Below are 21517 nucleotides of genomic sequence, written 5' to 3'. Positions count from 1 at the left end.
CGGCCGCTAGCCGCTGAATTCGACGCCGGCGAGGACGACGGCGCGGTACGCGGCGAGGCGTTCCGCCTGGTCGACGACGGCTTTGCGGCGGTGCTCGGACAGCCGCTGCCAGGGCTGGACGGTGACGGTCATCCGGTTGCCCGACTTGCGGGCACGCCAGGTGCCGACCAGCGCCCCGTCGATCAGGACGGCGCCGGGGCGGCCCAGCACCGGCCACAACTCCTTGGCGTGCGCGGCGTCCGGCACCAGGGTGGCCCGGTCCTTCGCCTGGAGGAAGAGGTCGAACGGCCCGAGCAGGCAAGTCGCCGTGCCGTCGGCCGACTCCAGCGCCGGCTCGTCGGCGGCCAGCAGGGAACGCCGCTCGCCGTCGACCGTCACCTCGACCACGTCCTCGGGCCAGCGGGCCCGCACCTCCTTGACCGGAGCGTCGAGATAGTCGGCCACGTGCTTGGGGGTGGCCGGGCCGAGCAGGCGCAGGTACGCGCGGATGAGGTCGAACCTGTCGCCCGACGCGACCGCCCGGGTGAACCGGGGGATGCGCCGCAGCACCGGCGGCGAGGTGCCGAGCTGCAGCTCCAACCCGGCCCGCACGGCGGCCAGCCGGAACGGCATCTCGTAGAGGTGGGTGGCGTTGCACGGGCGGCAGAAGCGCAGATACGGCTCGGGCAGCGCCTCGGCCAGGCGGGCGGAGACCACTCCCTTGACGGTCGGCTCCGTGACGACCGCACGCATGTGGGTGGCCACCTCGTCGAGGGCGGCCAGGATGCCGATGCCGGCCGCCTTCAACGGCTTGGCGGCGTCGTAGATGCGCTTGCCCGCGTCCGCGTCGGAGAAGGGCTCCAGCGCGGCGCTCACCGCCGCCACCTCGGCCCGGCGGTAGAGGTGGGGAGCGCCGCGCACGGACCACAGCAGGATGAGATCCTCGCCGGACAGCGCCGTCACGTCGACCCCGCGCACGGCCAGCGCCCACCGGCCGCCGTCCGGGCCGGTCTCCTGCACCCCGATGTCGAGCACGGCGGTGTCGTCGAGGGCGCCCTCGGCTCGGCCGAGCTGCTGGGCCTGGACGCGGAAGTTCATCACCTGGCGCGGGTCGACCATCCCCCCACCCTAGGCAGTGGCTCCGACAGCTCCCACGAGCCCGGCAGAGGATGTCGCAGCCGGTCGCTATGGTCCGCGCATGGACGACACCTCGGTGACCCGGCAGACCGCCCACGACTACGTCGACCGGGTGGAGCGCCGGGGGTGGCGGCCCTGCTCACCGACGACGTGGTCTACGAGATGCCGCAGACCCGGGAGCGCATCCGCGGCAGGGACGCGTTCCTACGGTTCAACGTGGAATATCCCGGCGACTGGCACCTGCGGGCGCGGCGGGTGGTCGCCGACGGCGGCTTCGCCGCCCTGTGGCTGGACGTTCGGGTGGGCGTCGAGCAGCAGGACGCCCGGCGCGATGCCGGCGGATCGCCGAGGGGCCGCCGGAGCGGCGGGTAGGCCGCGGTCGAGGGAGTCCGTTGAGGCGCCGGCCGAGTCACGCGACCAGGATCGGCACATCGTACTTCTGAATGTGACCGTCGCGGGTGACGAGGGTCAGCCGCTCGTGCCGGGCCTGGGCGACCAGCATCCGGTCGAACGGGTCCCGGTGGATCGGCGGAAGCTGTCCGGCCTCGACGGCGTGGTCGTGCCGGATCGGCAGTTCCCGCAGGCCGGCTCGGCACACTCGGGCAGCGAGGTCGGGCGGCCCGGCCAGCTTGCCGAGCGCCTGTTTGATGGCCACCTCCCACACGGTCACCGCGCTGAGGTACACCTCGGGCTGGTTGTCGACCAGGTCCTTCACGTCGTCGGACAGGGTCGGATCGTCCGTCAACCACCACAGCACGACGTGCGTGTCGAGCAGGAAACTCATCCGGAAAGCCCGAAGTCGTCGGCGATCGACTCGTTGATCTCGTCCGAGTCCCACCCCTCGCGCAGAACGAGTTCACCGCGGAGCGAACCGCGACCGCTGCGGGCTGTTGGGCGTAGCGGGATGACCTTGGCGACCGGGGTACCGGCGCGGCTGATCACGATCTCCTCGCCGTGCTCGACGCGCTCGATGATCCGGGACAGGTTCGTCTTCGCGTCGTGGATGTTGTATTGCGCTGCGGCTTCCCCCACCACGTCACCTCCTTAGCTAACAGGCTAGCCCGCCCCGGAGGCTCAGGTGAACACGCGGAGCCGGAAACGCCGCAGGGCCCCTCCCCGCTGGTCGCGGGAAGGGGCCCTGTCCGGGTACGACGTCAGCTGGCGATCATGCGGCGCAGCACGTACTGCAGGATGCCGCCGTGCCGGTAGTAGTCGGCCTCACCGGGGGTGTCGATCCGGACCACGGCGTCGAACTCCACGCCGGTGTCGGTGGTGACCTTCACCGTACGCGGGGTCTCGCCCTCGTTCAGCGCGGTGACGCCGCTGATCGAGAAGGTCTCCGTGCCGGTCAGGCCGAGCGACTCGGCGGTGGTGTCGACCGGGAACTGCAGCGGCAGGACGCCCATGCCGATCAGGTTCGAGCGGTGGATCCGCTCGTACGACTCGGCGATGACCGCCTTCACCCCGAGGAGCATGGTGCCCTTGGCCGCCCAGTCGCGGGACGAGCCGGAGCCGTACTCCTTGCCGGCCAGGATGACCAGCGGGACGCCCGCCTCCTGGTAGGCCATCGAGGCGTCGTAGATCGAGGTCTGCTCGCCGGTCAGGTGGTTGACCGTGAAGCCGCCCTCGACGCCCGGGACGAGCTGGTTGCGCAGCCGGATGTTGGCGAAGGTGCCCCGGATCATCACCTCGTGGTTGCCCCGGCGCGAGCCGTACGAGTTGAACTCGTGCCGCGCCACGCCGTGCTCGGCGAGGTACCTGCCGGCGGGGGAGTCCGCCTTGATCGAGCCGGCCGGGGAGATGTGGTCGGTGGTCACCGAGTCGCCCAGCTTGGCCAGCACCCGGGCGCCGGCGATGTCCTGCACCGGCTTCGGGTCGCGCTCCATGCCCTCGAAGTACGGGGGCTTCCGGACGTAGGTCGACTCGCCAGCCCAGGCGAAGGTGTCGCCGGTCGGGGTCGGCAGCGACTGCCAGCGCTCGTCACCGGCGAACACGTCGGCGTACGCGGAGCTGAAGCCGGTGGCGCCGATCGCCGAGGCGATGACGTCCTGGATCTCGGCGCTGTTCGGCCAGATCTCCCGCAGGAACACCGGGTTGCCCTCGGAGTCCTCGCCGATCGGCTCGTTGGCCAGGTCGATGTCCATGGTGCCGGCGAGCGCGTACGCGACCACCAGCGGCGGGGACGCCAGGTAGTTCATCTTGACGTCCGGGTTGATCCGGCCCTCGAAGTTCCGGTTGCCGGAGAGCACCGAGACGACGGCGAGGTCGCCCTCGTTGACCGCGGCGGAGACCTCCTCCGGCAGCGGGCCGGAGTTGCCGATGCAGGTGGTGCAGCCGTAGCCGACCAGGTTGAAGCCGAGCTTCTCCAGGTACGGCGTGAGGCCGGCCCGGTCGTAGTAGTCCATGACGACCTTGGAGCCGGGCGCGAGGGTGGTCTTCACCCACGGCTTGCGGGCCAGGCCCTTGTCCACCGCGTTCCGGGCCAGCAGCGCGGCGCCGATCATGACCTGCGGGTTGGACGTGTTGGTGCAGGAGGTGATCGCGGCGATCACCACGGCGCCGTGGTCCAGCTCGTACTCGACGCCGTCGGCGCCGGTCACCCGGACCGGGTTGGTGGCGCGGCCACCCGCACCCGCCGCGGCGGTCTCCAGGTCGCGCGGCTCGTCGGCCGGGTCGCTGAACTCGTTGGCGGGCGGGTCGCTGGCCGGGAAGGACTCGGCGCTGGCCTCGTCGGCCGGGCCGTTCGCGCCCCGGGGCAGCTGCTCACGGGCGACGCTCGGCTTGAGGTCGCGCTCGCCGGCGGCGTCGGCGGCCACGTAGTCGGTCAGCGCCGAGCGGAACAGCGTCTTGGCGGCGCCCAGCGGCACCCGGTCCTGCGGGCGCTTCGGGCCGGCCAGGGACGGCTCGATGGTGCTGAGGTCCAGCTCCAGCCGCTCCGAGTACTCCGGCTCGTGGTTCGGGTCGTGCCAGAGGCCCTGCTCCTTGGCGTACGCCTCCACCAGCGCGACCTGCTGCGGGTCGCGGCCGGTCAGCTCCAGGTAGCGGACGGTCTCGGCGTCGATCGGGAAGATCGCCACGGTGGAGCCGTACTCGGGGGACATGTTGCCGATGGTGGCCCGGTTGGCCAGCGGCACCGCGCTCACGCCCGGGCCGTAGAACTCGACGAACTTGCCGACCACGCCGTGCTTGCGCAGCATCTCGGTGATGGTGAGCACCAGGTCGGTGGCGGTGGTGCCGGCCGGCATCTCGCCGGAGAGCTTGAAGCCGACGACCCGCGGGATCAGCATGCTGACCGGCTGGCCGAGCATCGCGGCCTCGGCCTCGATGCCGCCGACGCCCCAGCCCAGCACGCCCAGGCCGTTGACCATCGTGGTGTGCGAGTCGGTGCCGACCACGGTGTCCGGGTACGCCTGGCCGTTGCGCTCCATCACCGTGCGGGCCAGGTACTCGATGTTGACCTGGTGCACGATGCCGGTGCCCGGCGGGACGACCTTGAACTCGTTGAACGCGGTCTGGCCCCAGCGCAGGAACTGGTAGCGCTCCTTGTTGCGCTCGTACTCCAGCTCGACGTTGCGCTGGAAGGCGTCCTCGCGGCCAAACAGGTCGGCGATGACGGAGTGGTCGATGACCAGCTCGGCCGGGGCGAGCGGGTTCACCTTGGTGGCGTCACCGCCGAGGTCGCGGACGGCCTCGCGCATGGTGGCCAGGTCGACGACGCACGGTACGCCGGTGAAGTCCTGCATCAGCACCCGCGCCGGGGTGAACTGGATCTCCACGCTCGGGTCGGCGGCGGAGTCCCACGCGCCGAGCTGCCGGATGTGGTCGGCGGTGATGTTCGCGCCGTCCTCGGTCCGCAGCAGGTTCTCCAGGAGGATCTTCAAGCTGTAGGGCAGCCGGTCGTGGCCCTCCACCTTGTCGATCTTGAAAATCTCGTAGCTCGCGTCTCCGACGCGTAGCTGGGTCTTCGCACCGAAGGTGTCGAGGCTCGCCACGTCGTACTCCTTCACACCAGCGACCGTGAGTAGTCCTGAGCAGTCTGTCGCACCGGCGGGGGCGTTGCCGTGCTTAGGCAACACTTACCTGCGTCGGGCTCTACAAAACCGTACGTCCGTCTTGCTATTCGCGCAACCTCATGCCAGGGTTCGGGACGAGGAGGTGCCCACCATGATCCATCACGTCCTGCTCGCCTGTCCGCGCGGCTCCGAGGAGCTGTCCCGCTCGTTCTACGTCGGCCTGCTCGGCCTGACCGAGAAGGCCAAGCCCCCGGCCCTCGCCGCCCGCGGTGGTTGCTGGTTCACCGGGTACGACGCCGAACTGCACCTGGGCGTCGAGGACGACTTCCATCCGGCCCGCAAGGCGCACCCTGCGCTGGTCCGCCCCGACCTCGACGCGCTCGCCGCCCGGCTGGCCGCCGCCGGCCACCCCGTCACCTGGGGTGACGAGGAGATCCCCGGCGTGCGCCGGTTCCACACCCACGACCCGCACGGCAACCGGCTGGAGTTCCTCGCCCCGGTGACGGCCGGCTGACGGGGAGGTTTCGCCCCCCACTGCCGGGTAGGGTTCGGGATCGGACCGGAAGGGGTGGGCGTGGTCGACGTACAACACTGGCTCTCCGCGCTTCCCTCCGGCGTGGTCTACCTGATCGTCGCCGGGGTGATCGGCGTGGAGAGCATGGGCGTACCGCTGCCCGGCGAGATCGTGCTGGTCAGCTCCGCCCTGCTCGCGGCGACCGGGGTGGTGGAGCCGGAGTGGGTGGCCGCCGCCGCCGCGGCCGGCGCCATCGTCGGCGACTCCATCGGGTACGCCGTCGGCCGGCGTGGCGGGCGGCCCCTGCTGGCACGCCTGGGCCGGCGCTTCCCGAGACACCTGGGCCCGGCGCACCTGGCCCGCGCGGAGGAGAGCTTCGCCCGGCACGGCGTCTGGGCGGTCTTCTTCGGCCGGTTCGTGGCCCTGCTGCGGATCCTCGCCGGACCCCTGGCGGGCGCGCTGCACGTGCCGTACCGCCGGTTCCTGCTGGCCAACGCGGCCGGCGGCCTGGTCTGGGCGTTCGGCACCACGTACCTGCTCTTCAGCGTGGGCCGGGCCGCCGAGCACTGGCTCAAGGACATCTCCTGGGCCGGCCTGGCGCTGGCCGTCCTCGCCGGGCTGGTCAGCACCTGGTGGCTGCGCCGCCGGGCGCGGCGGCTCGGGGCCGTGGAGGTGCCCGACGAGGCCGAGCCGGTGACCGCCGGCGACCGCTGACACGACGAAGGGCCCGACCCCTTGTGGGGGCCGGGCCCTTCGTGCTCGCTCCTGTCGGCGGTCGCCGGTCAGGAGGCGCTGTAGCCGCGGGTGGCGATCCAGTCGGCGAGGTTGTCGACGGTGATGCGGTAGGAGGCGGTGTTGGGGTTGGCGGAGTCGGCGATGGTGACGATGTTGCCGTTGTCGCGGTAGCCGACGACGCTGATGTAGTGGCCGCCTTCGAAGGAGTGGGTGTTGCCGTCGGTGTCGGTGGTGGTGCCGGCGATGTTGGCGACCACGGCGCGGCCGTTGTCGATGGTGCGGACGATGTCGGCGCGGAGTCGGTCGGTCTGCTTGTCGTCGGCCTTGCTGTCCTTGATCTCCACCGAGTGGTAGGCGTCGGTCTTACCGGTCTCCTTGTTCAGGACCGGGGTGATGTCGTTGATGCTGTTGGTGCCGTTCTCGGTGGTGCCCATCTCGCGGGCCATGGCGTCGACGTCGATGTTCTTGCCCTGCACGCTCAGCGCGTTGCGGGTGGCGGCGGGGCCGCAGTAGTAGAAGTTGGGCTGGGCCTCGTAGCGGACGTTGAGCTCCCGCTCGCCGCCGTGCTTGCGGTCGGTCTGCACCTGCGCCGTCGGCTTGGCCTCGGCGGCGTGCGCGGCGATGGCGGGGCCGGCGATCCCACCGGCGGTGGCGGCGAAGCCGGCAGCGGTCAGAACGGTCTTACGCAGCAGAGTGGTAGCCATGATGAGTTCACGCCTTCCATTCGGGGGTTCCGCGGCACCCCGCGAAAGGGGGGTGCGGTGCGTGCCGCGAGAAGGGGGAAAGTCTGTGGTGGGCGGGCCCGGCGATCGGGGGGGTGACCTGCTCGGGCGGCCCGGGGATGTAACGACCGGGGGCGGGGAGTGATTCCCTCGACCTCACCGGCTCGTGGACCAGGCGTTCGCGGTCCGGGGGAGGTAACGACGGCCGGTGGCCGGTCATTCCGACCGGGGCTGCCGACCCCCCGAGAGGGGGTGGTGGTTGCCGCGCGGTCTGCCATGTTCAACGACCCCCGCCCCGCCATCATTCCGCCCGTGGGATGGCCCCGGCCACACGACACCGGGCCCATCAACCACCCGGACCGGCCCGGCGGGGACATCCCTCCACGACCAACGCAACCGGACAAACCACCCCAGCGAAACCTGACAAGCCGCCTCATCGAAACCGGACACCGCCCGCCGTGGGCCGGGCACGGCGCTCGCCGTGGCCGGACAGACCGCTCGGCGTGGCCGGACAGACCGCTCGCCGTGGCCGGATGCGCCGCCAGCTGTGGCCGGGACCAGCCGACCCTGACCCGGACACCGCACCCCGGGCGGTCCACTGCACCCCGGGCGGCCCACCGCACCCCGGGCCGCCCACTGCATCCCGGGGGGCAACTCTGCGGTCGGTGGAACGCTATGGAGGTCTCCGGCGACCTTGCACGGACCGACCCGCCCACCCGACCACGCGACACCCGCCCAGCGCCACCCGACCGGCGGCGCATCGCATCGAACGGTGATCGACTCGGGCTGCGGCAGGGCGGGGTGGCCGAGCTCCGGGATGCCGCGGTTTGCCGCACCTGGAGTGGATCAAGCCCAGGCCGAGGGACGCGGCGTCCGGCCGGCACGGTGACGAGCAGGCACGCGGCTGTGGAATGCCGTGGCGCTCACGCGGACCGCCATGGCATGCCCCGCGACCGTCGGCCGGCACAGTAGCCGGACATTCCACCCGAAACGGCCCTCCGGCCCCGCCGTCACCGGTCAAGGTCGACGGGCGGGGCAAGATCCACGCAATCTCGCCGAAGGGGGGTGCTTCCCGGTGCCGGGAAGCCGCGATATCGGCGAGATTGCGTGGGCGCCGAGGTTGGCGTGGCGGCGAGGGCGCCGCAGAGGCCGCGCGCTGGCGGTGGCGCGGGCGCCGAGGGCGCCCGAGGGGCGCGGGTGGCGCGAGCGCCGGAGGGGGCCCGCGCGCTGGAGGGGGCGCGCGGGGTCAGGGGGTGGTGAGGAGGGCGACGACGGCGTCGCGGGCGGCGCGTACGGCCGCGCGGGACTGGTCGGTGTGGTCCAGGGCGTCGAAGCCGTGCCGTCCGTCCGGTACGTCGATGACCTGCACGGGCGTACCGCGGCGTGCCGCTTCGGCGATGAACGCCTCGGTGCCGGCCGCTATCTCCGGGCGCTCCTGGCCGGCCCGGGTGAGCACGAGTGGCGGCGCGTGCTCGGCCTCGGCGAGCGCCTCGAGCGGGCGGAAGCGCGGGTCGACGTCCCAGCCGGGCAGCGGGGCGAGCAGCGGGTACGTGGCCGCCAGGCCGCGCAGCCACGGCGGCGGGTCCCGCAGCCAGTCGCCGAGCAGCAGGCCGCTGCCGGAGAAGAACCAGAGGATCACCCGGTCCGGGTCGACCCGGGGGTCGGCGCGGACCAGGTCCACGGCCTTCGCCAGCTGGGCGGCCGGCTCCGGCAGGCCGGCCGGGGCGTCGACGGTGAGCCGGGCCAGTGCGGCGACCGTGCCCTGCTCGGCGAGGAGTGCGCCGTAACCCCGGTAGAGCAGCCAGTCCCGGGGGTCGGGGGCGTCGGGCGGGAGCGGGATGCCGTGCGCCACGACGACGGCCGGGCGTCGGCCTCTCCGCACGGGCGGGTAGAGGTCCACCTGGTCGTGCCGCTCGACCGGCCCGGTGGGCGGGGACAGGACAAACTGCGTCTCCCAGAAACTGTTTCCCATGGCTGCAGTATAGGGGTCGTTCCGCGGCTCCGTCGACCGTCCTACCCGGACTGTCGGGCGGCTCTGCCACGATGTCCGGCATGGAGATCTGGGACAACCCGGCCTGCTCGAAGTGCGCCACCGCCCGGAGCAGCCTGGACGAGGCGCGGGTGCCGTACCGGCTGCGCGCGTACCTGACCGAGCCGCCGAGCGCGGCGGAGCTGGCCGAGGTGCTGCGCCGGCTGGGGGCGCGGGCCTGGGACATCTGCCGCACCGGCGAGCCGGCGGCCGCCACCCTCGGCATGGCCGACTGGTCGCGGGACGACGACAGCGAACCGCGCTGGATCGCCGCGATGGTGGCGCACCCGGAGTTGATCCAGCGGCCGATCCTGCTGCTGGACGACGGCGGGGCGTTGGTCGGTCGTACCCCCGAGGCCCTGGACGAGGCGGTGCGTCGCACCGACCGGTGACGCGGTGCGCTGGTTGCGGCCGGCCGTCGGGCCGGCCCTACGCCGACCGCGGCTCGGGCGAGCCGGACGGCGGCGGGACCCGGTGACCGAACGGGATCAGGAGCGGTCGTCGGCCGGGGTGACGTCCCCGCCGGCCCCCGCGTGCCGCTCGCGCAACCGCTGGCGGATCTCCTCCGGGGTGTACGCCCGCCGGCGCCGCTCCGCCCGGGCCACGACCACACCGGTCGCCGCGACCCCGGCGAGGCCGGCCAGTCCGAGCACCTTCCACCACCGCATCCGTAGCCGCATCGGCTTAGGGTAGTCCTTCATGAGCATCAGCCTGGACGAGGCCGTGGAGCTGACCCGGACCGGCGACGTGTGGGTGTTCCGGGGGCGCAGCGTGCCAGACCGGGCCATCCAGTTCACCACGAACAGCCCGGTCAACCACGTCGGCATGGCGCTGGTCCTGGACGACATGCCTCCGCTCATGTGGCACGCCGAGTTGGGCCGTTCGCTGCCGGACATGTGGACCGGCACCCACCAGCGTGGCGTCCAGTTGCACGACCTGCGGGACGCGGTCTGCGTCTGGGCCAACCGGTACGGCCAGCGGGCCTGGCTGCGCCAGCTGGAACCGCCGGCGGACGTGGCGATGGAGGAGGCGGTGCTGCATACCGTGGCGCGCCTCGACGGCACCCCGTTCCCGTCCACCGCCCAGCTCGCCTGGCGCTGGGCCCGGGGTCGGGTGCCCGACCTGCGCCGCGGCCGGTCCACCCCGGACGGCGCCGGCGTGCCGGTGCGCGACCGGGCGCTGGAGACCGCGTACTGCGCCGAGGTGGTGGCGGTGACCTACGAGGCGATGGGGCTGCTGCCGGCGGGCCGCCGGCCCAACTGGTACGACCCGGGCCGGTTCTGGAGCGGCGACGATCTGCACCTGACCGGTGGCGCCCAGCTCGGCGCCGAGATCGAGGTGCGCATTCCACCACGCTGAGCAGGTTTGCCGGGCGGCCGGCGCGGCAAAGGAGAGCGCTGTGACGGCTTCCACGGATCTCGACGCGCTGACGGACTTCTTCGACCGGTACGGCGTCGCCCTCACCACCGGCGACGTGCCCGCGATCGCCGGCTGCTACGCCCTGCCCGGGCTGGTGGTCGCCGACACCTACAGCTTCTCGTTCACCTCCCCGGCCGCGGTGGCGCTCAGCTTCGTCGGCGCGGCGCCCGACTACCAGGAGCGGGAGCTGGTCGCGGCCAACGCGCAGATCGAGGACGTGCAGCCGGTCTCCGCGCTGCTCACCGAGGTCGCCGTCCGATGGGAGTTCCTGGACAGCCAGGGCGGGGCGGTGCCGGGGGAGCGCTACCGCTACCTGCTGCGGGCCACGGACGACGGCCCGGCCATCTGCACCGTCATCCGGACCGCCTAGCGGGGCCCGCTCGGCAGCCGGGTACCGCGGCTTGCCGGCCGGCTCGTCGTCCGGTACCCCCCTTCCGACCCGGGGGTGAACGGACGGCAGTCCGACCCGCCGGCCGGCGGGTCGGACTGCCGCGTCGCGTAGCTCGGGGTGGTGGAGTCACTGACGGCCGGCTGCCACCCGGCTGTCGGGTTCGGGCGACGGGTGCAGGCCGGGTTCGTGGAATCCCTGCTCCGCGACCCGACCGATGCGGGCGTAGGTGTCCGGGCGGGCCGCCCTGAGCACGGCGCCCCAGATCAGGCCCACGATCCCGGCCGCGACCGGAAGCGCCGGCAGGAGCCACTTCAGATAGCTGGCGGTGTCCGGCGCGAGCAGGGCGTCGAAGTTGACCAGCAGCACCAGCAGGACCGCGCCGAGCAGGACGGTGCCGAGGGCCGGGGCGACGCTGCGCTGCCAGCGGGTCTCCGGCCCGGGACGGCTCCGGAAGAAGCCGACGACGGCGGCGGAGGTCAGCGTCATCAGCAGGACGACGCCGACGGCGGCCGCCCCGGACAGCCAGGTGAACAGGTCGATGACCGGGTCCCGCCCGGCCACCGCGAACGCCAGGAAGACGACCACCGCCAGGCCGCTCTGGACCAGCGACCCCGCGACCGGGGCCCCGCTCCGGCTCGAGGTGGCGCCGAGGAACCTGGGCAGCACCCGCTCGCGGCCGAGCGCGAAGAGGTAGCGGGCCACGCCGTTGTGGAACGACAGCAGCGCGGCGAGCACCGACGTGATGAACAGGACGTTGGCGATGTCGGCGACGATGGTGCCGGCGTACTGGTCGAGAGCGCCGAAGACCACACCGGGCCCGGCCTCGGTGGTGGCCTGCTGCGCGTTGCCCGGGCCGGTCAGCACGGTCAGCGCCCACGCGGAGAACGCGTAGAACAGGCCGGTGAAGGCGACGGCGATGTAGGTGGCGCGGGCGACGGTGCGCCGCGGGTCCTTGACCTCCTCGCTGTAGATCGCGCCGCTCTCGAATCCGGTGAACGAGGCGATCGTGAAGGCGAGGACCGCCCCGAACCCGACGCCGAACAGCTTGCCCGGGCTGATGCCGTCGGCGGTGATGGCCCCGTCGGCGGGGTGGGCCAGGGAGACGACGTCGAAGATCACCACGACGATGCATTCGAGCACCAGCAGGATCGCCAGGACGGTGGCGTTGAGGTCGATCCGCAGGACGCCGAGCAGACCGACGACGGCCCAGGCGACCAGCGCCCAGATCCACCAGGCGAGGTCGATCCCGGCCTTGGCGGACAGGAAGTCCTTCAGGATGGCGCCGATCAGCCCGTACAGGCCGATCTGGATGGCGTTGTACGCGACCAGGGCGACGGCTGAGCCGGCCACCCCGCCGGCCCGGCCGAGTCCGTTGGCGATGTAGGCGTAGAAGGCGCCGGCGTTGGCGACGTAGCGGCTCATCGCGGCGTAGCCGGTGGCGAAGACGGCGAGCACCACGGCGATGAGCACGTAGCCCAGCGCGGCGCCGATGTTGCCGCTGACGGCGTACATCGTGGTGACACCGCCGCCCAGGACGGTCAGCGGCGCTGACGCCGCGACGGTGAAGAAGACGAGGTGGGCGGTGCCGAGGCGGCCACGACGCAGGCCGCCGTCGGCGAAGAAGGGATCGGAGGTCAAGACTTCTCCAGGAGCGAGGAGGGGTTGGGGTGGTCCTAAGAGGAGCAACCCGATGCAGGGTATTGAGGATCACGCATCGTCACAAGACCACTGCGGACATCATTCGCGGACACTTCGGGTACACGCGAATTGAGCTGTCGGTGGTCATGCCGTACCGTCCCGTGTCGACGTTCGCGGCCGTCGCATGAGGATGGACGATGACCTACCACGGCGCACAATCCACGCACCGGCTCGCTGATGCGCTGTTCCTGATCGGCCACGACGAGTTCACCGGCAAGCCGCACGCCGCCGTGGACCGGCTGGACTGCGCCCTGGCCGGTGCGGCGCTCGCCGAGCTGCTTTTCGACCGGAGAATCGCCCTCGAGGGCGGCGGAGTCGTCGCGGTGGACCACCGTCTGTGGCAGGAGCCGCTGACCGATCTGCTGATCACCGAGATCATGCGCCGCGAAGGGGTGCACCCGATCCGGCTGTGGATCCGCTACCTACGGGAGCACCTCAACATCAACGAGCGGGTGGGCACCCGCCTGGTCACCGCCGGCGTCCTCCGCCGCGAGCAGGGACGGCTGCTCGGCCGGGCGGTCAGGTGGCCGGCGACGGACCCGAACCAGGCGGCCTCCGCCCGGGTCCGGTTGACCGCCATGATGATGCAGCTCCAGCACGCCAGGGTGGATGCCGGGACGCTGCTGCTGGGCACCTTCGTGGAGGCGGTGGGGCTGGGCGGGACCGTCTTCGACGCCCAGGTGATGGCACGGATGCGGGAGTCCCGCGCGCTCCTGCCGCCGCCGCTGGAGGTGCTGCTCGCCGCCGTGGTGGCCGCACTCGACGCCACCACCACAGCGGTACGCCGCTGAGCCGCCGCCCCGCCACGGGCGGGGCGGCGACGAGAGGATCAGAGCGCGTCCCGCCACATCGGGTAGAGGCTGGGGCCCTCCGGTAGGTCGAGCGTCGTCGGCCGACGCCGGAAGCCGAGCCGTTCGTACAGGGCGGCGTTGCGTGGCGAGCTGGCTTCGAGGTAGGCGGCCGAGCCGGCCCTGTCGAGCACCGCCAGCTTGTGCCGCAGCAGCGCCGTGCCGATGCCGGTGCCGTGGTGTTCGGGGCGCACCGCGATGAACGGCAGGTACCAGTGCGGCTCGCCCGGGTGGTTCGCGGTCATCAGCTCGTCGAGAACGCCGAACCGCTTGCTCGCCTCGGGCCCGATGGCGGCCTCGAGGCCCGCGAACTCGTCCGCCTCGTCCGCCTCGTCCCCGCCGTCGACCGGCAGCCACAGGGTCGCTCCCACGCCGTCGCCGGCCACATAGACCTCGCCGTCCCGGAGGGCGAGCGCGACGAACGGGGCGAAGAACGCCGGGTGGACCTGCTCCCGGTGCCCGTACTCGGGGAAGATCCAGGTGCTCACCGGATCGCGCATGAACGCCTCGGCGAGGATCCGGCTCACCACCCCGCTGTCGTCCTCCGACGCACGTCGAACGGTTCCCTGCCATTCAGCCACTGGCCACCCCATCTGCCGACTTCGACAAGCCACTGTGGTCATCGATCGGCGTGCACGCTATCAGTTCGTCGAGGCGCGGCACGACCGGAACGGAGGCGACCGTCGGCGCCCCGGGGCCGCCCCCAGGAGCGCGTCGCGCCGTACCTGGCCGAGGGGCGTGCCGGCGTCGTCCGTTCCGCGCGTCCGGTCGGCCGGACGGGCGGAACGCGGCGGCCACGCTGCGAATCCCCGCAGACCATGGCTACGCTGGCGCGTCGGGGCCGGCGAGGGGGGCTTGATGAGCGTCGGGCAGCAGCCGGCGTCCGGGGCGCGGTCGACGCCGCGGATGCTGACCTCGGTGCCGTGGATCGTGGTGATGCTCGGCGTCGGCCTGCTTGCCGGCCTGCTGGTCTTCGCCCTGTTCTCCGCGCGTCCGAGGGAGAGCGGTGCGGTGCCGGCGACCCTCGACCCGCCGATCTACCTGCCGGCCGTCGGAGTGGAGACGACAGGCTCCGCTGCGCCGTCGAGCGCCGCGCCGCTGGTCGAGGACACGCCCTCGCCGACCGCCAGCTCACCCCGCCCCACCCGGTCGGCGGCGGCCAGCGTCGCGGCACCCGCGGTGTCCACGCCCGCCGAGCCGCGGACCGGCACGGTGACCGCGGGTTACCAGGCGACCGCGGTCGAGCGGGACTGGTTCGAGGCCCGGTTGACGGTGACCAACGGTTCGGCCCGGAGCGAGAGCTGGGAGGTGCGGCTGTTCTTCACCGGCAACGTGAAGAGCGTCCAGGCGTTCTCCGCGTCCGGGGTGTCGGTCAGCACGCAGGGCAGTGGCGTGTTCGTGCTGCGCGGCGCCGGGCCGCTGCCTTCGGGCGGGTCCGCCGTGGTCTCGATGCGGTTCACCCGTACCGGCACCGGCGACCGGCCGGGCCGGTGCACGGTGAACGGGGCGGACTGCGTCATCGGCTGAGCACGCCGCGCCCGCGGTGGCGGTGACTTTCCGGCACTGCTCCCGATCGCTACGCTCACCGCACGACGACAGGGGAGGATCATGTCCGGCACGCGTCGGGTCCGCCGGTCGCCCGGCGCGGCCATCGCCTCGTCGCCCTGGATCGTGGTCTCGATCGGCGTGATCGTCATGGTGGTGCTGCTGGTCATCGCGCTGGGCGCGGCCCGGGGCCGCAGACCGTACGCCGACGTCCCGGCACCCGACCCGACGATGTCGTTGCCGGGGCTGCCGCCGCCCGCCACCACGTCGGGTGCCGCGCCGACCTCCGCCGCCCCGGCGGCGCCCGGGCTGTCGCCCCGGTCCACCGTGCTGCCCAGCCGACCGACGCGCACCCCGTCCGGCGCGATCGGCGGCAGCGGGCGCCCGCTTCCGCCTCCGTCGGCGTCCCCGCCGCCGCCCCCGGCGTCGCCGGTGACGGGGCGGTACGCGGTGGTGAGCACCTTCGACGGGGGCTTCATCGGTGAGGTGCGGATGGTCAACGCGGCGGCCTCGCCGCGAGGTTGGACGGTGCGGGTGACCTTCTCCCGTGGGCGCCTGGTCACGTCCTGGGTGGAAAGTGCCGAGCAGGGCACCGCCGACTTCACCGACGGCGTGCTCACCTATCGCAGCGGAGTCGACGTGCAGCCCGGGGCGTCGGTGACGCTGCGGTTCCACTTCGAGGGCACCGGCACCACCCGGCCGGCGGGTTGCACGGTCGACGGATCGGCCTGCTCGGGCCTCTGAATCCCGGCGGTCGTCACCCTGAGCGATGGCGGGGTGGGCCGGCCGACCCTGCCACGTTTCGCAAGACAGCTGCTTTGTTGCGACTTGGTTTGCAAGGCATTGCAGAATGTTTCGGCAAGGGCTAGCGTGCGGGCGAATCAGCGACCAGAGAAAGGCCGTCGATGAAACCCCCGCCGATATCCTCCAAGGCGCTGCTCGCCTTGGTCTCCTCGCTCGTGCTCACCCTCGTCGGCGTACCGGTGGCCATCCACCAGCTGGGCGCCGACGCCGCCGACCGCTCCGCCGCCCCCGACGTGCTCGCGGCCGCGGGCGCCCCGCAGTGGGGCCGGGAGCCGTCCGCCGAGACGTTGCTCAAGGCCGGCAGCAACAGCGCCCGGGCCGAACAGTTCTACTTCGTGCTGCCGGACCGCTTCGCCAACGGCGACAAGCGCAACGACACCGGCGGCCTGACCGGCGGCCGGCTCACCACCGGCCTGGATCCGGCGGACAAGGGCTTCTACCACGGCGGCGACCTGAAGGGCCTCATCGACAAGCTGGACTACATCCAGGGCCTCGGCACCACGGCCATCTGGCTGGCCCCGATCTTCAAGAACCGGCCCGTGCAGGGCACCGGCGCGGACGTCTCCGCCGGCTACCACGGGTACTGGATCACCGACTTCACCCAGGTCGACCCGCACTTCGGCACCAACGCGGAGCTGAAGAAGCTGGTCGACCTCGCCCACCGGCGGGGCATCAAGGTCTACCTCGACATCATCGTCAACCACACCGCGGACGTCATCCGGTACGCCGAGGACAAGTACGGCTACGTCGACAAGAAGACCACGCCGTACCGGGACGCGCAGGGCCGGGCCTTCGAGGACCGCAACTACGCCGACGGCACCCGCGACTTCCCGCAGGTCAACACCGAGTCGTTCCCGTACACCCCGGTCTTCGCCAACGCGGCGGACGCCAAGGTGAAGGTCCCGGCGTGGCTGAACGACCCGACCATGTACCACAACCGCGGTGACTCCACCTTCGCCGGCGAGAACAGCGAGTACGGCGACTTCTACGGCCTCGACGACCTCTGGACCGAGCGGCCCGAGGTGGTCCGCGGCATGACCGACATCTACGGGCAGTGGATCGGCAAGGCCGGCGTCGACGGCTTCCGGCTGGACACCGTCAAGCACGCCAACCTCGACTTCTGGCCGCAGTTCACCCGGGGCATCAACGCCGCCGCGGCCAAGGCCGGCAAGCCGGACTTCTTCATGTTCGGCGAGGTCTACAGCGCCGACCAGGAGATCGAGTCGACGTACGTGCGGCGCGGCGGGCTGCCAGCCACCCTCGACTTCTCGTTCCAGGAAGCCGCCCGCGGCTACACCGCCGCGGACGGCTCGGCCAAGGCGCTCGCCGACGTGTACGCCAGGGACGACCTGTACTCGGCCCGGAACACCGACGCCAACCGGCTCACCACCTTCCTCGGCAACCACGACATGGGCCGGATCGGCTCGTTCATCGCGGCGACCGGCGGGGACGACGCCAGCCAACTGCGCCGGGACCAGCTCGCCCACCAGCTGATGTTCCTCACCCGCGGCCAGCCGGTCGTCTACTCCGGCGACGAGCAGGGCTTCACCGGACCCGGCGGCGACAAGGACGCCCGGCAGGACATGTTCGCCTCCAAGACGGCGGACTACCTGGACGACGACCTGATCGGCACCACCCGCACCCACGCCAGCGACCAGTACGACACGAGCCACCCGCTCTACCGCACCATCGCCGAGCTGGGCCGACTGCGGCAGGACCACCCGGCGCTGCGCGACGGCATCCAGGTCACCCGGTACGCGGCCGACGGTCCCGGCGTCTTCGCCTTCTCCCGGATCCTTCCGCAGGACCGCACCGAGTACGTCGTCGCGGTGAACAACGCGGCCACCGCGCAGACTGTCCCCGTGGACACCTGGTCGGCCGGCGCCACCTTCACCGGCATCTACGGCGGCGCGGCCAGCACGGCCGCCGGCGCCGACGGCAAGCTGTCGCTGACCGTGCCGGCGATGTCCGCCGTGGTCCTCAAGGCCGACCGGGCGATCCCGCAGGCCGCCGCCGCCCCGAAGGTCACCATCACCGAGCCGGGCGACGCCCCCGTCCCCACCAAGGCCGCCGTCACCGCGCAGGTCACCGGTGACCCCCTCGCCACCGTCACCTTCGCCGCCCGGGTCCCCGGCGGCAAGTGGACGCTGCTGGGCACCGCGCACCAGGCCCCGTACACCGTCCACCACGACCTGACCGGACTGGCCGGCGGCACGAAGGTGGAGTACAAGGCGGTCGTCCGGGACGGCAAGGGCCGGATCGCCTCCGCCCGGTCCACCGGCACCGTCGGCACCCCGGCGCAGAGCGCGTCGCGGGACTGGGCGATCGTGCACTACCAGCGCCCGGCCGGCGGGTACGCCGACTGGGGGCTCTACACCTGGGGCGACATCGACCCGGCGTACCAGACCGACTGGCCCAAAGGGCAGCCGTTCGCGGGGGAGGACTCCTTCGGCCGGTTCGCCTGGGTCAAGCTGAAGCCGGGCGCCAGGTCCGTCGGCTTCCTCGTGGTCGACAAGGACGGGACCAAGGACGTCGCGAACGACCGCACGATCGACGTGACGCAGACCGGTGAGGTCTGGGTCAAGCAGGGCGACCCGACCCTCTACCCGACGCGGCAGGCCGCCACCGGCGAGCCCGACCCGCCGGTGGACCAGAGCACGGCGGTCATCCACTGGCGCAAGGCGGACGGCGACTACGCCGGCTGGGGCCTGCACCTGTGGGACGGCGCGGCCAACCCCACCGACTGGGGCAGCCCGCTCAAGCCGGAGAAGGTCGACTCGTACGGGGCGGTGTTCCGGGTGCCCCTGGCCGCCGGCGCCACCGGGCTGAGCTACATCGTGCACAACGGCGACACCAAGGACCAGCCCGACGACCAGCGGCTCGACCTCACCGCCGTCGGGCACGAGATCTGGCTGCTGGCCGGGGTCAAGGGCCGGCTGCTGCCGGCCACCACCTCCGGCGTCGCCAAGGACCTCGACATCACCAAGCAGAAGGCGCAGTGGATCGACCGGTCCACCGTCGCCTGGCAGACCGGGCCCACCGACGGCAAGCGGTACGACCTGGTCGCCGCCCCGACCGGCGGACTGAGCATCGCCGACGGGGAGCTGGCCGGGACGTACACCACGCTGCCGCTGCGGGCGCAGCGCGACGGGCTCACCGAGGCCCAGCGGCAGGCGTACCCGCAGCTCTGGGCCTACCAGGCCTTCCGCCTGGACCGGGCCGACCTGGCCAAGGTGCCGGCGGCGCTGCGCGGCCAGCTCGTGGTCACCGAGCGGGACGCCGAGGGGCACCTGCTCGGCGCGACCGGGGTGCAGCTCCCGGGCGTGCTCGACGACGTCTACCCGGCCGCCACCTCGGCCCGGCTGGGCCCGACGTTCGCCGGCGGGGTGCCCACCCTGGCGGTCTGGGCGCCGACCGCCCGCACGGTGTCGCTCCAGCTCTTCGACTCGCCCACGGCCGAGCCGAAGACGGTGTCGATGAGCCGGGACGACCGCACCGGCGTGTGGTCGGTGCGGGGCACCCGGTCGTGGACCGGCAAGTACTACCGCTACCGGGTCGAGGCCTGGCAGCCGGCGGTGCAGAAGATGGTCACCGCCTCGGTGACCGACCCGTACTCGGTGGCGCTCGCGCCCGATTCGACGCACAGTCAGATCGTCGACCTGAACGACCCGGCCCTGGCGCCGGCCGGCTGGGCACGGCTGCGCAAGCCGGCCGCGGTGCCGTCGTCGCAGGCGCAGATCCAGGAGCTGTCGGTCCGCGACTTCTCCATCGCCGACAGCACCGTCCCGGCCGAGCGGCGCGGCACGTACCTCGCCTTCACCGACCCGGGCACCGCCGGGATGAAGCACCTGAAGGCGCTCGGCGACGCCGGGGTCAACTACCTGCACCTGCTCCCGGCGTTCGACTTCGCCACCATCCCCGAGAAGCGGGCCGACCAGGCCCAGCCGGCCTGCGACCTGGCCGCGCTGCCGCGCGCGTCGGACCAGCAGCAGAAGTGCGTCGCGGCGGTGGCCGACAAGGACGGTTACAACTGGGGCTACGACCCGCTGCACTACACCGTGCCGGAGGGCGGCTACGCCGTCGACCCGGCCGGGGCGAAGCGGACCACCGAGTTCCGGCAGATGGTCGCCGGGATCAACCAGGCCGGCCTGCGGGTGGTCATGGACGTGGTCTACAACCACACCTCAGCCGCCGGCGTCGACCCGAAGTCGGTGCTGGACCAGGTGGTGCCCGGTTACTACCAGCGGCTGCTGGAGGACGGCACGGTCGCGAACTCGACCTGCTGCGCCAACACCGCTCCGGAGCACGCCATGATGGGCAAGCTCGTGGTGGACTCCCTGGTCACCTGGGCCAAGCAGTACAAGGTGGACGGCTTCCGGTTCGACCTGATGGGGCACCACCCGAAGGCGAACATCCTGGCCGTGCGCGCCGCGCTGGACCGGCTCACCGTCGCCCGCGACGGGGTGGACGGGAAGAAGATCCTGCTCTACGGCGAGGGCTGGAACTTCGGCGAGGTCGCCAACGACGCCCGGTTCGTACAGGCCACCCAGGCCAACATGGCCGGCACCGGGATCGGCACCTTCAACGACCGGCTCCGCGACGCGGTCCGCGGCGGCGGCCCGTTCGACGACAATCCCCGGCTGCAGGGCTTCGCCTCCGGGCTGTACACCGACCCGAACGGCGACGCCGTCAACGGTTCGGCGGCCGAGCAAAAGGCCCGGCTGCTGCACCAGCAGGACCTGATCAAGGTGGGTCTGACCGGCAACCTGCGCGACTACCGGTTCACCGGCTCATCGGGCGAGGTCGTCACCGGCGACCAGGTCGACTACAACGGCGCGCCGGCCGGCTACACCGCCGCGCCGGGCGAGGCGGTCACCTACGTCGACGCGCACGACAACGAGATCCTCTACGACGCGTTGGCGTACAAGCTGCCGCAGAGCACGTCGGCGCAGGACCGGGCCCGGATGCAGGTGCTCGCGTTGTCGACCACCGCCCTCGGGCAGGGCACCGGCTTCGTGACCGCCGGCTCGGAGCGGCTGCGGTCGAAGTCGCTGGACCGCAACTCGTTCAACTCCGGTGACTGGTTCAACCAGATCCGCTGGGACTGCGCCCAGGGCAACGGGTTCGGCGTCGGTCTCCCGCCGGCGGCGGACAACGAGAGCAAGTGGGCGTACGCCAAGCCGCTGCTGGCCGACCCGAAGCTGGTGCCGGACTGCGCGGCGGTCGACCTGGCCGACGCCCGGTACGCGGAGCTGCTGCGGATCCGGCGGTCCTCGCCGGTGTTCGGGCTGACCACCGCCGACCAGGTGCAGCAGCGGGTGGCCTTCCCGCTCTCGGGGAAGCAGGAGACCCCGGGTGTGCTCACCATGACCCTGGACGCCCGGGGACTGGGCGGGAAGTGGAAGTCGGTGACCGTGGTCTTCAACGCCACCCCGGAGGCGGCGGAGCAGACGGTGACCGGCCTGCGCGGCGCGAACGTCGACCTGCACCCGGTGCTGCGGAACTCCGCCGACGCGGCGCTGCGGACGGCGTCCTTCGACCGGACGAGCGGCACGTTCACGGTGCCGGCCCGCAGTGTGGCGGTCTTCGTGCAGAGCTGACCCGCCCCGACCACGATCCGGCCCCCTGCCACCGAGGTGGCAGGGGGCCGGACGCCTGCGTGGCTCCGTACGCTGACCGTCGG

General features: G+C 72.4%; 19 protein-coding genes. 10 read left to right on the top strand and 9 right to left on the bottom strand.

Annotated elements, in window-relative coordinates; translation table 11 throughout:
* Window positions 1-6: 6 nt before the first annotated feature.
* Complete coding sequence (locus EFE23_RS18720; protein ID WP_123242236.1) at window positions 7-1098, bottom strand: winged helix DNA-binding domain-containing protein; 1092 nt, start codon at window positions 1096-1098, stop codon at window positions 7-9.
* Window positions 1099-1242: 144 nt separating this feature from the next.
* Between EFE23_RS18720 and EFE23_RS18715 the strand changes: the two genes are divergently transcribed.
* Entirely contained in the window at window positions 1243-1488 is a 246-nt protein-coding gene (locus tag EFE23_RS18715; RefSeq protein ID WP_233601058.1) for a nuclear transport factor 2 family protein, read from the top strand.
* Between the two features lie 37 nt (window positions 1489-1525).
* Here EFE23_RS18715 and EFE23_RS18710 read toward each other — a convergent pair whose 3' ends face one another.
* From EFE23_RS18710 to EFE23_RS18700, 3 genes are all read right to left on the bottom strand, one after another.
* Window positions 1526-1900: a type II toxin-antitoxin system VapC family toxin gene (locus EFE23_RS18710; RefSeq protein WP_123242235.1), complete on the bottom strand. Its 375-nt coding sequence runs from the start codon at window positions 1898-1900 to the stop codon at window positions 1526-1528.
* Window positions 1897-2148, bottom strand: a complete 252-nt coding sequence (locus tag EFE23_RS18705; protein WP_123242250.1) for a type II toxin-antitoxin system Phd/YefM family antitoxin — start codon at window positions 2146-2148, stop codon at window positions 1897-1899. The genes EFE23_RS18710 and EFE23_RS18705 overlap by 4 nt, the downstream gene beginning before the upstream one ends.
* Window positions 2149-2270: 122 nt before the next feature.
* Window positions 2271-5123, bottom strand: coding sequence for an aconitate hydratase (locus EFE23_RS18700; RefSeq protein WP_123242234.1), 2853 nt, complete (start codon window positions 5121-5123; stop codon window positions 2271-2273).
* A 157-nt stretch (window positions 5124-5280) separates the two neighbouring features.
* Here EFE23_RS18700 and EFE23_RS18695 point away from each other — a divergent pair, with 157 nt between their 5' ends.
* Together EFE23_RS18695 and EFE23_RS18690 are read left to right on the top strand one after the other, a co-directional pair.
* Window positions 5281-5643 (top strand): VOC family protein, encoded by a 363-nt coding sequence (locus tag EFE23_RS18695; protein WP_123242233.1) that lies wholly within the window; start codon window positions 5281-5283, stop codon window positions 5641-5643.
* A 60-nt stretch (window positions 5644-5703) separates the two neighbouring features.
* On the top strand, window positions 5704-6357 hold the full coding sequence (locus EFE23_RS18690; protein ID WP_123242249.1) for a DedA family protein: 654 nt from the start codon (window positions 5704-5706) through the stop codon (window positions 6355-6357).
* 68 nt (window positions 6358-6425) lie between these two features.
* On the opposite strand, the gene EFE23_RS18685 is transcribed toward EFE23_RS18690, so the two are convergent.
* Both EFE23_RS18685 and EFE23_RS18680 read right to left on the bottom strand, forming a co-directional pair.
* Entirely contained in the window at window positions 6426-7082 is a 657-nt protein-coding gene (locus tag EFE23_RS18685) for a C39 family peptidase (protein WP_123242232.1), read from the bottom strand.
* 1264 nt (window positions 7083-8346) lie between these two features.
* The gene (locus EFE23_RS18680; protein ID WP_123242231.1) at window positions 8347-9072 is read right to left on the bottom strand and encodes an alpha/beta hydrolase; all 726 of its coding nucleotides are present in this window, start codon (window positions 9070-9072) and stop codon (window positions 8347-8349) included.
* A gap of 80 nt (window positions 9073-9152) precedes the next feature.
* Between EFE23_RS18680 and EFE23_RS18675 the strand changes: the two genes are divergently transcribed.
* The gene (locus tag EFE23_RS18675) at window positions 9153-9521 is read left to right on the top strand and encodes an ArsC/Spx/MgsR family protein (protein ID WP_123242230.1); all 369 of its coding nucleotides are present in this window, start codon (window positions 9153-9155) and stop codon (window positions 9519-9521) included.
* A gap of 96 nt (window positions 9522-9617) precedes the next feature.
* On the opposite strand, the gene EFE23_RS18670 is transcribed toward EFE23_RS18675, so the two are convergent.
* The gene (locus EFE23_RS18670) at window positions 9618-9830 is read right to left on the bottom strand and encodes a hypothetical protein (protein ID WP_233601057.1); all 213 of its coding nucleotides are present in this window, start codon (window positions 9828-9830) and stop codon (window positions 9618-9620) included.
* Here EFE23_RS18670 and EFE23_RS18665 point away from each other — a divergent pair.
* Entirely contained in the window at window positions 9829-10488 is a 660-nt protein-coding gene (locus tag EFE23_RS18665) for a hypothetical protein (RefSeq protein ID WP_123242228.1), read from the top strand. The genes EFE23_RS18670 and EFE23_RS18665 overlap by 2 nt on opposite strands.
* A gap of 40 nt (window positions 10489-10528) precedes the next feature.
* Window positions 10529-10918 carry a DUF6841 family protein gene (locus tag EFE23_RS18660; RefSeq protein ID WP_123242227.1) on the top strand — a complete coding sequence of 130 codons (390 nt, stop codon included), beginning with the start codon at window positions 10529-10531 and terminating at the stop codon, window positions 10916-10918.
* A 147-nt stretch (window positions 10919-11065) separates the two neighbouring features.
* Here EFE23_RS18660 and EFE23_RS18655 read toward each other — a convergent pair whose 3' ends face one another.
* The gene (locus EFE23_RS18655) at window positions 11066-12577 is read right to left on the bottom strand and encodes an APC family permease (RefSeq protein WP_123242226.1); all 1512 of its coding nucleotides are present in this window, start codon (window positions 12575-12577) and stop codon (window positions 11066-11068) included.
* Window positions 12578-12774: 197 nt separating this feature from the next.
* Between EFE23_RS18655 and EFE23_RS18650 the strand changes: the two genes are divergently transcribed.
* Entirely contained in the window at window positions 12775-13428 is a 654-nt protein-coding gene (locus tag EFE23_RS18650) for a GOLPH3/VPS74 family protein (protein ID WP_123242225.1), read from the top strand.
* Between the two features lie 38 nt (window positions 13429-13466).
* Here the strand turns inward: EFE23_RS18650 and EFE23_RS18645 are convergent, their stop codons facing one another.
* Window positions 13467-14012, bottom strand: coding sequence for a GNAT family N-acetyltransferase (locus tag EFE23_RS18645; protein ID WP_233601056.1), 546 nt, complete (start codon window positions 14010-14012; stop codon window positions 13467-13469).
* Window positions 14013-14343: 331 nt separating this feature from the next.
* Between EFE23_RS18645 and EFE23_RS18640 the strand changes: the two genes are divergently transcribed.
* The 3 genes from EFE23_RS18640 (at window position 14344) to pulA (ending at window position 21434) form a co-directional block, all read left to right on the top strand.
* Window positions 14344-15012 carry a cellulose binding domain-containing protein gene (locus tag EFE23_RS18640; protein WP_123242223.1) on the top strand — a complete coding sequence of 223 codons (669 nt, stop codon included), beginning with the start codon at window positions 14344-14346 and terminating at the stop codon, window positions 15010-15012.
* Between the two features lie 81 nt (window positions 15013-15093).
* Complete coding sequence (locus EFE23_RS18635) at window positions 15094-15774, top strand: cellulose binding domain-containing protein (protein WP_123242222.1); 681 nt, start codon at window positions 15094-15096, stop codon at window positions 15772-15774.
* A gap of 161 nt (window positions 15775-15935) precedes the next feature.
* Window positions 15936-21434, top strand: coding sequence for a pullulanase-type alpha-1,6-glucosidase (gene pulA / locus EFE23_RS18630; RefSeq protein WP_123242221.1), 5499 nt, complete (start codon window positions 15936-15938; stop codon window positions 21432-21434).
* The last annotated feature ends 83 nt before the right edge of the window (window positions 21435-21517 follow it).

The organism is Micromonospora solifontis, assembly GCF_003725545.1.
GTDB lineage: Bacteria > Actinomycetota > Actinomycetes > Mycobacteriales > Micromonosporaceae > Micromonospora > Micromonospora solifontis.
This window is presented reverse-complemented; position numbering and strand designations above follow the sequence as displayed.

What these genes read in the sequence shown, in the direction of transcription:
- EFE23_RS18680 (WP_123242231.1), bottom strand. Translation starts at nt 9,072, where the DNA reads ATGGGAAACAGTTTCTGGGAGACGCAGTTTGTCCTGTCCCCGCCCACC.
- EFE23_RS18635 (WP_123242222.1), top strand. Translation starts at nt 15,094, where the DNA reads ATGTCCGGCACGCGTCGGGTCCGCCGGTCGCCCGGCGCGGCCATCGCC.
- EFE23_RS18665 (WP_123242228.1), top strand. Translation starts at nt 9,829, where the DNA reads ATGAGCATCAGCCTGGACGAGGCCGTGGAGCTGACCCGGACCGGCGAC.
- pulA (WP_123242221.1), top strand. Translation starts at nt 15,936, where the DNA reads ATGAAACCCCCGCCGATATCCTCCAAGGCGCTGCTCGCCTTGGTCTCC.
- EFE23_RS18720 (WP_123242236.1), bottom strand. Translation starts at nt 1,098, where the DNA reads ATGGTCGACCCGCGCCAGGTGATGAACTTCCGCGTCCAGGCCCAGCAG.
- EFE23_RS18695 (WP_123242233.1), top strand. Translation starts at nt 5,281, where the DNA reads ATGATCCATCACGTCCTGCTCGCCTGTCCGCGCGGCTCCGAGGAGCTG.
- EFE23_RS18675 (WP_123242230.1), top strand. Translation starts at nt 9,153, where the DNA reads ATGGAGATCTGGGACAACCCGGCCTGCTCGAAGTGCGCCACCGCCCGG.
- EFE23_RS18650 (WP_123242225.1), top strand. Translation starts at nt 12,775, where the DNA reads ATGACCTACCACGGCGCACAATCCACGCACCGGCTCGCTGATGCGCTG.
- EFE23_RS18640 (WP_123242223.1), top strand. Translation starts at nt 14,344, where the DNA reads ATGAGCGTCGGGCAGCAGCCGGCGTCCGGGGCGCGGTCGACGCCGCGG.
- EFE23_RS18710 (WP_123242235.1), bottom strand. Translation starts at nt 1,900, where the DNA reads ATGAGTTTCCTGCTCGACACGCACGTCGTGCTGTGGTGGTTGACGGAC.
- EFE23_RS18685 (WP_123242232.1), bottom strand. Translation starts at nt 7,082, where the DNA reads ATGGCTACCACTCTGCTGCGTAAGACCGTTCTGACCGCTGCCGGCTTC.
- EFE23_RS18670 (WP_233601057.1), bottom strand. Translation starts at nt 9,830, where the DNA reads ATGAAGGACTACCCTAAGCCGATGCGGCTACGGATGCGGTGGTGGAAG.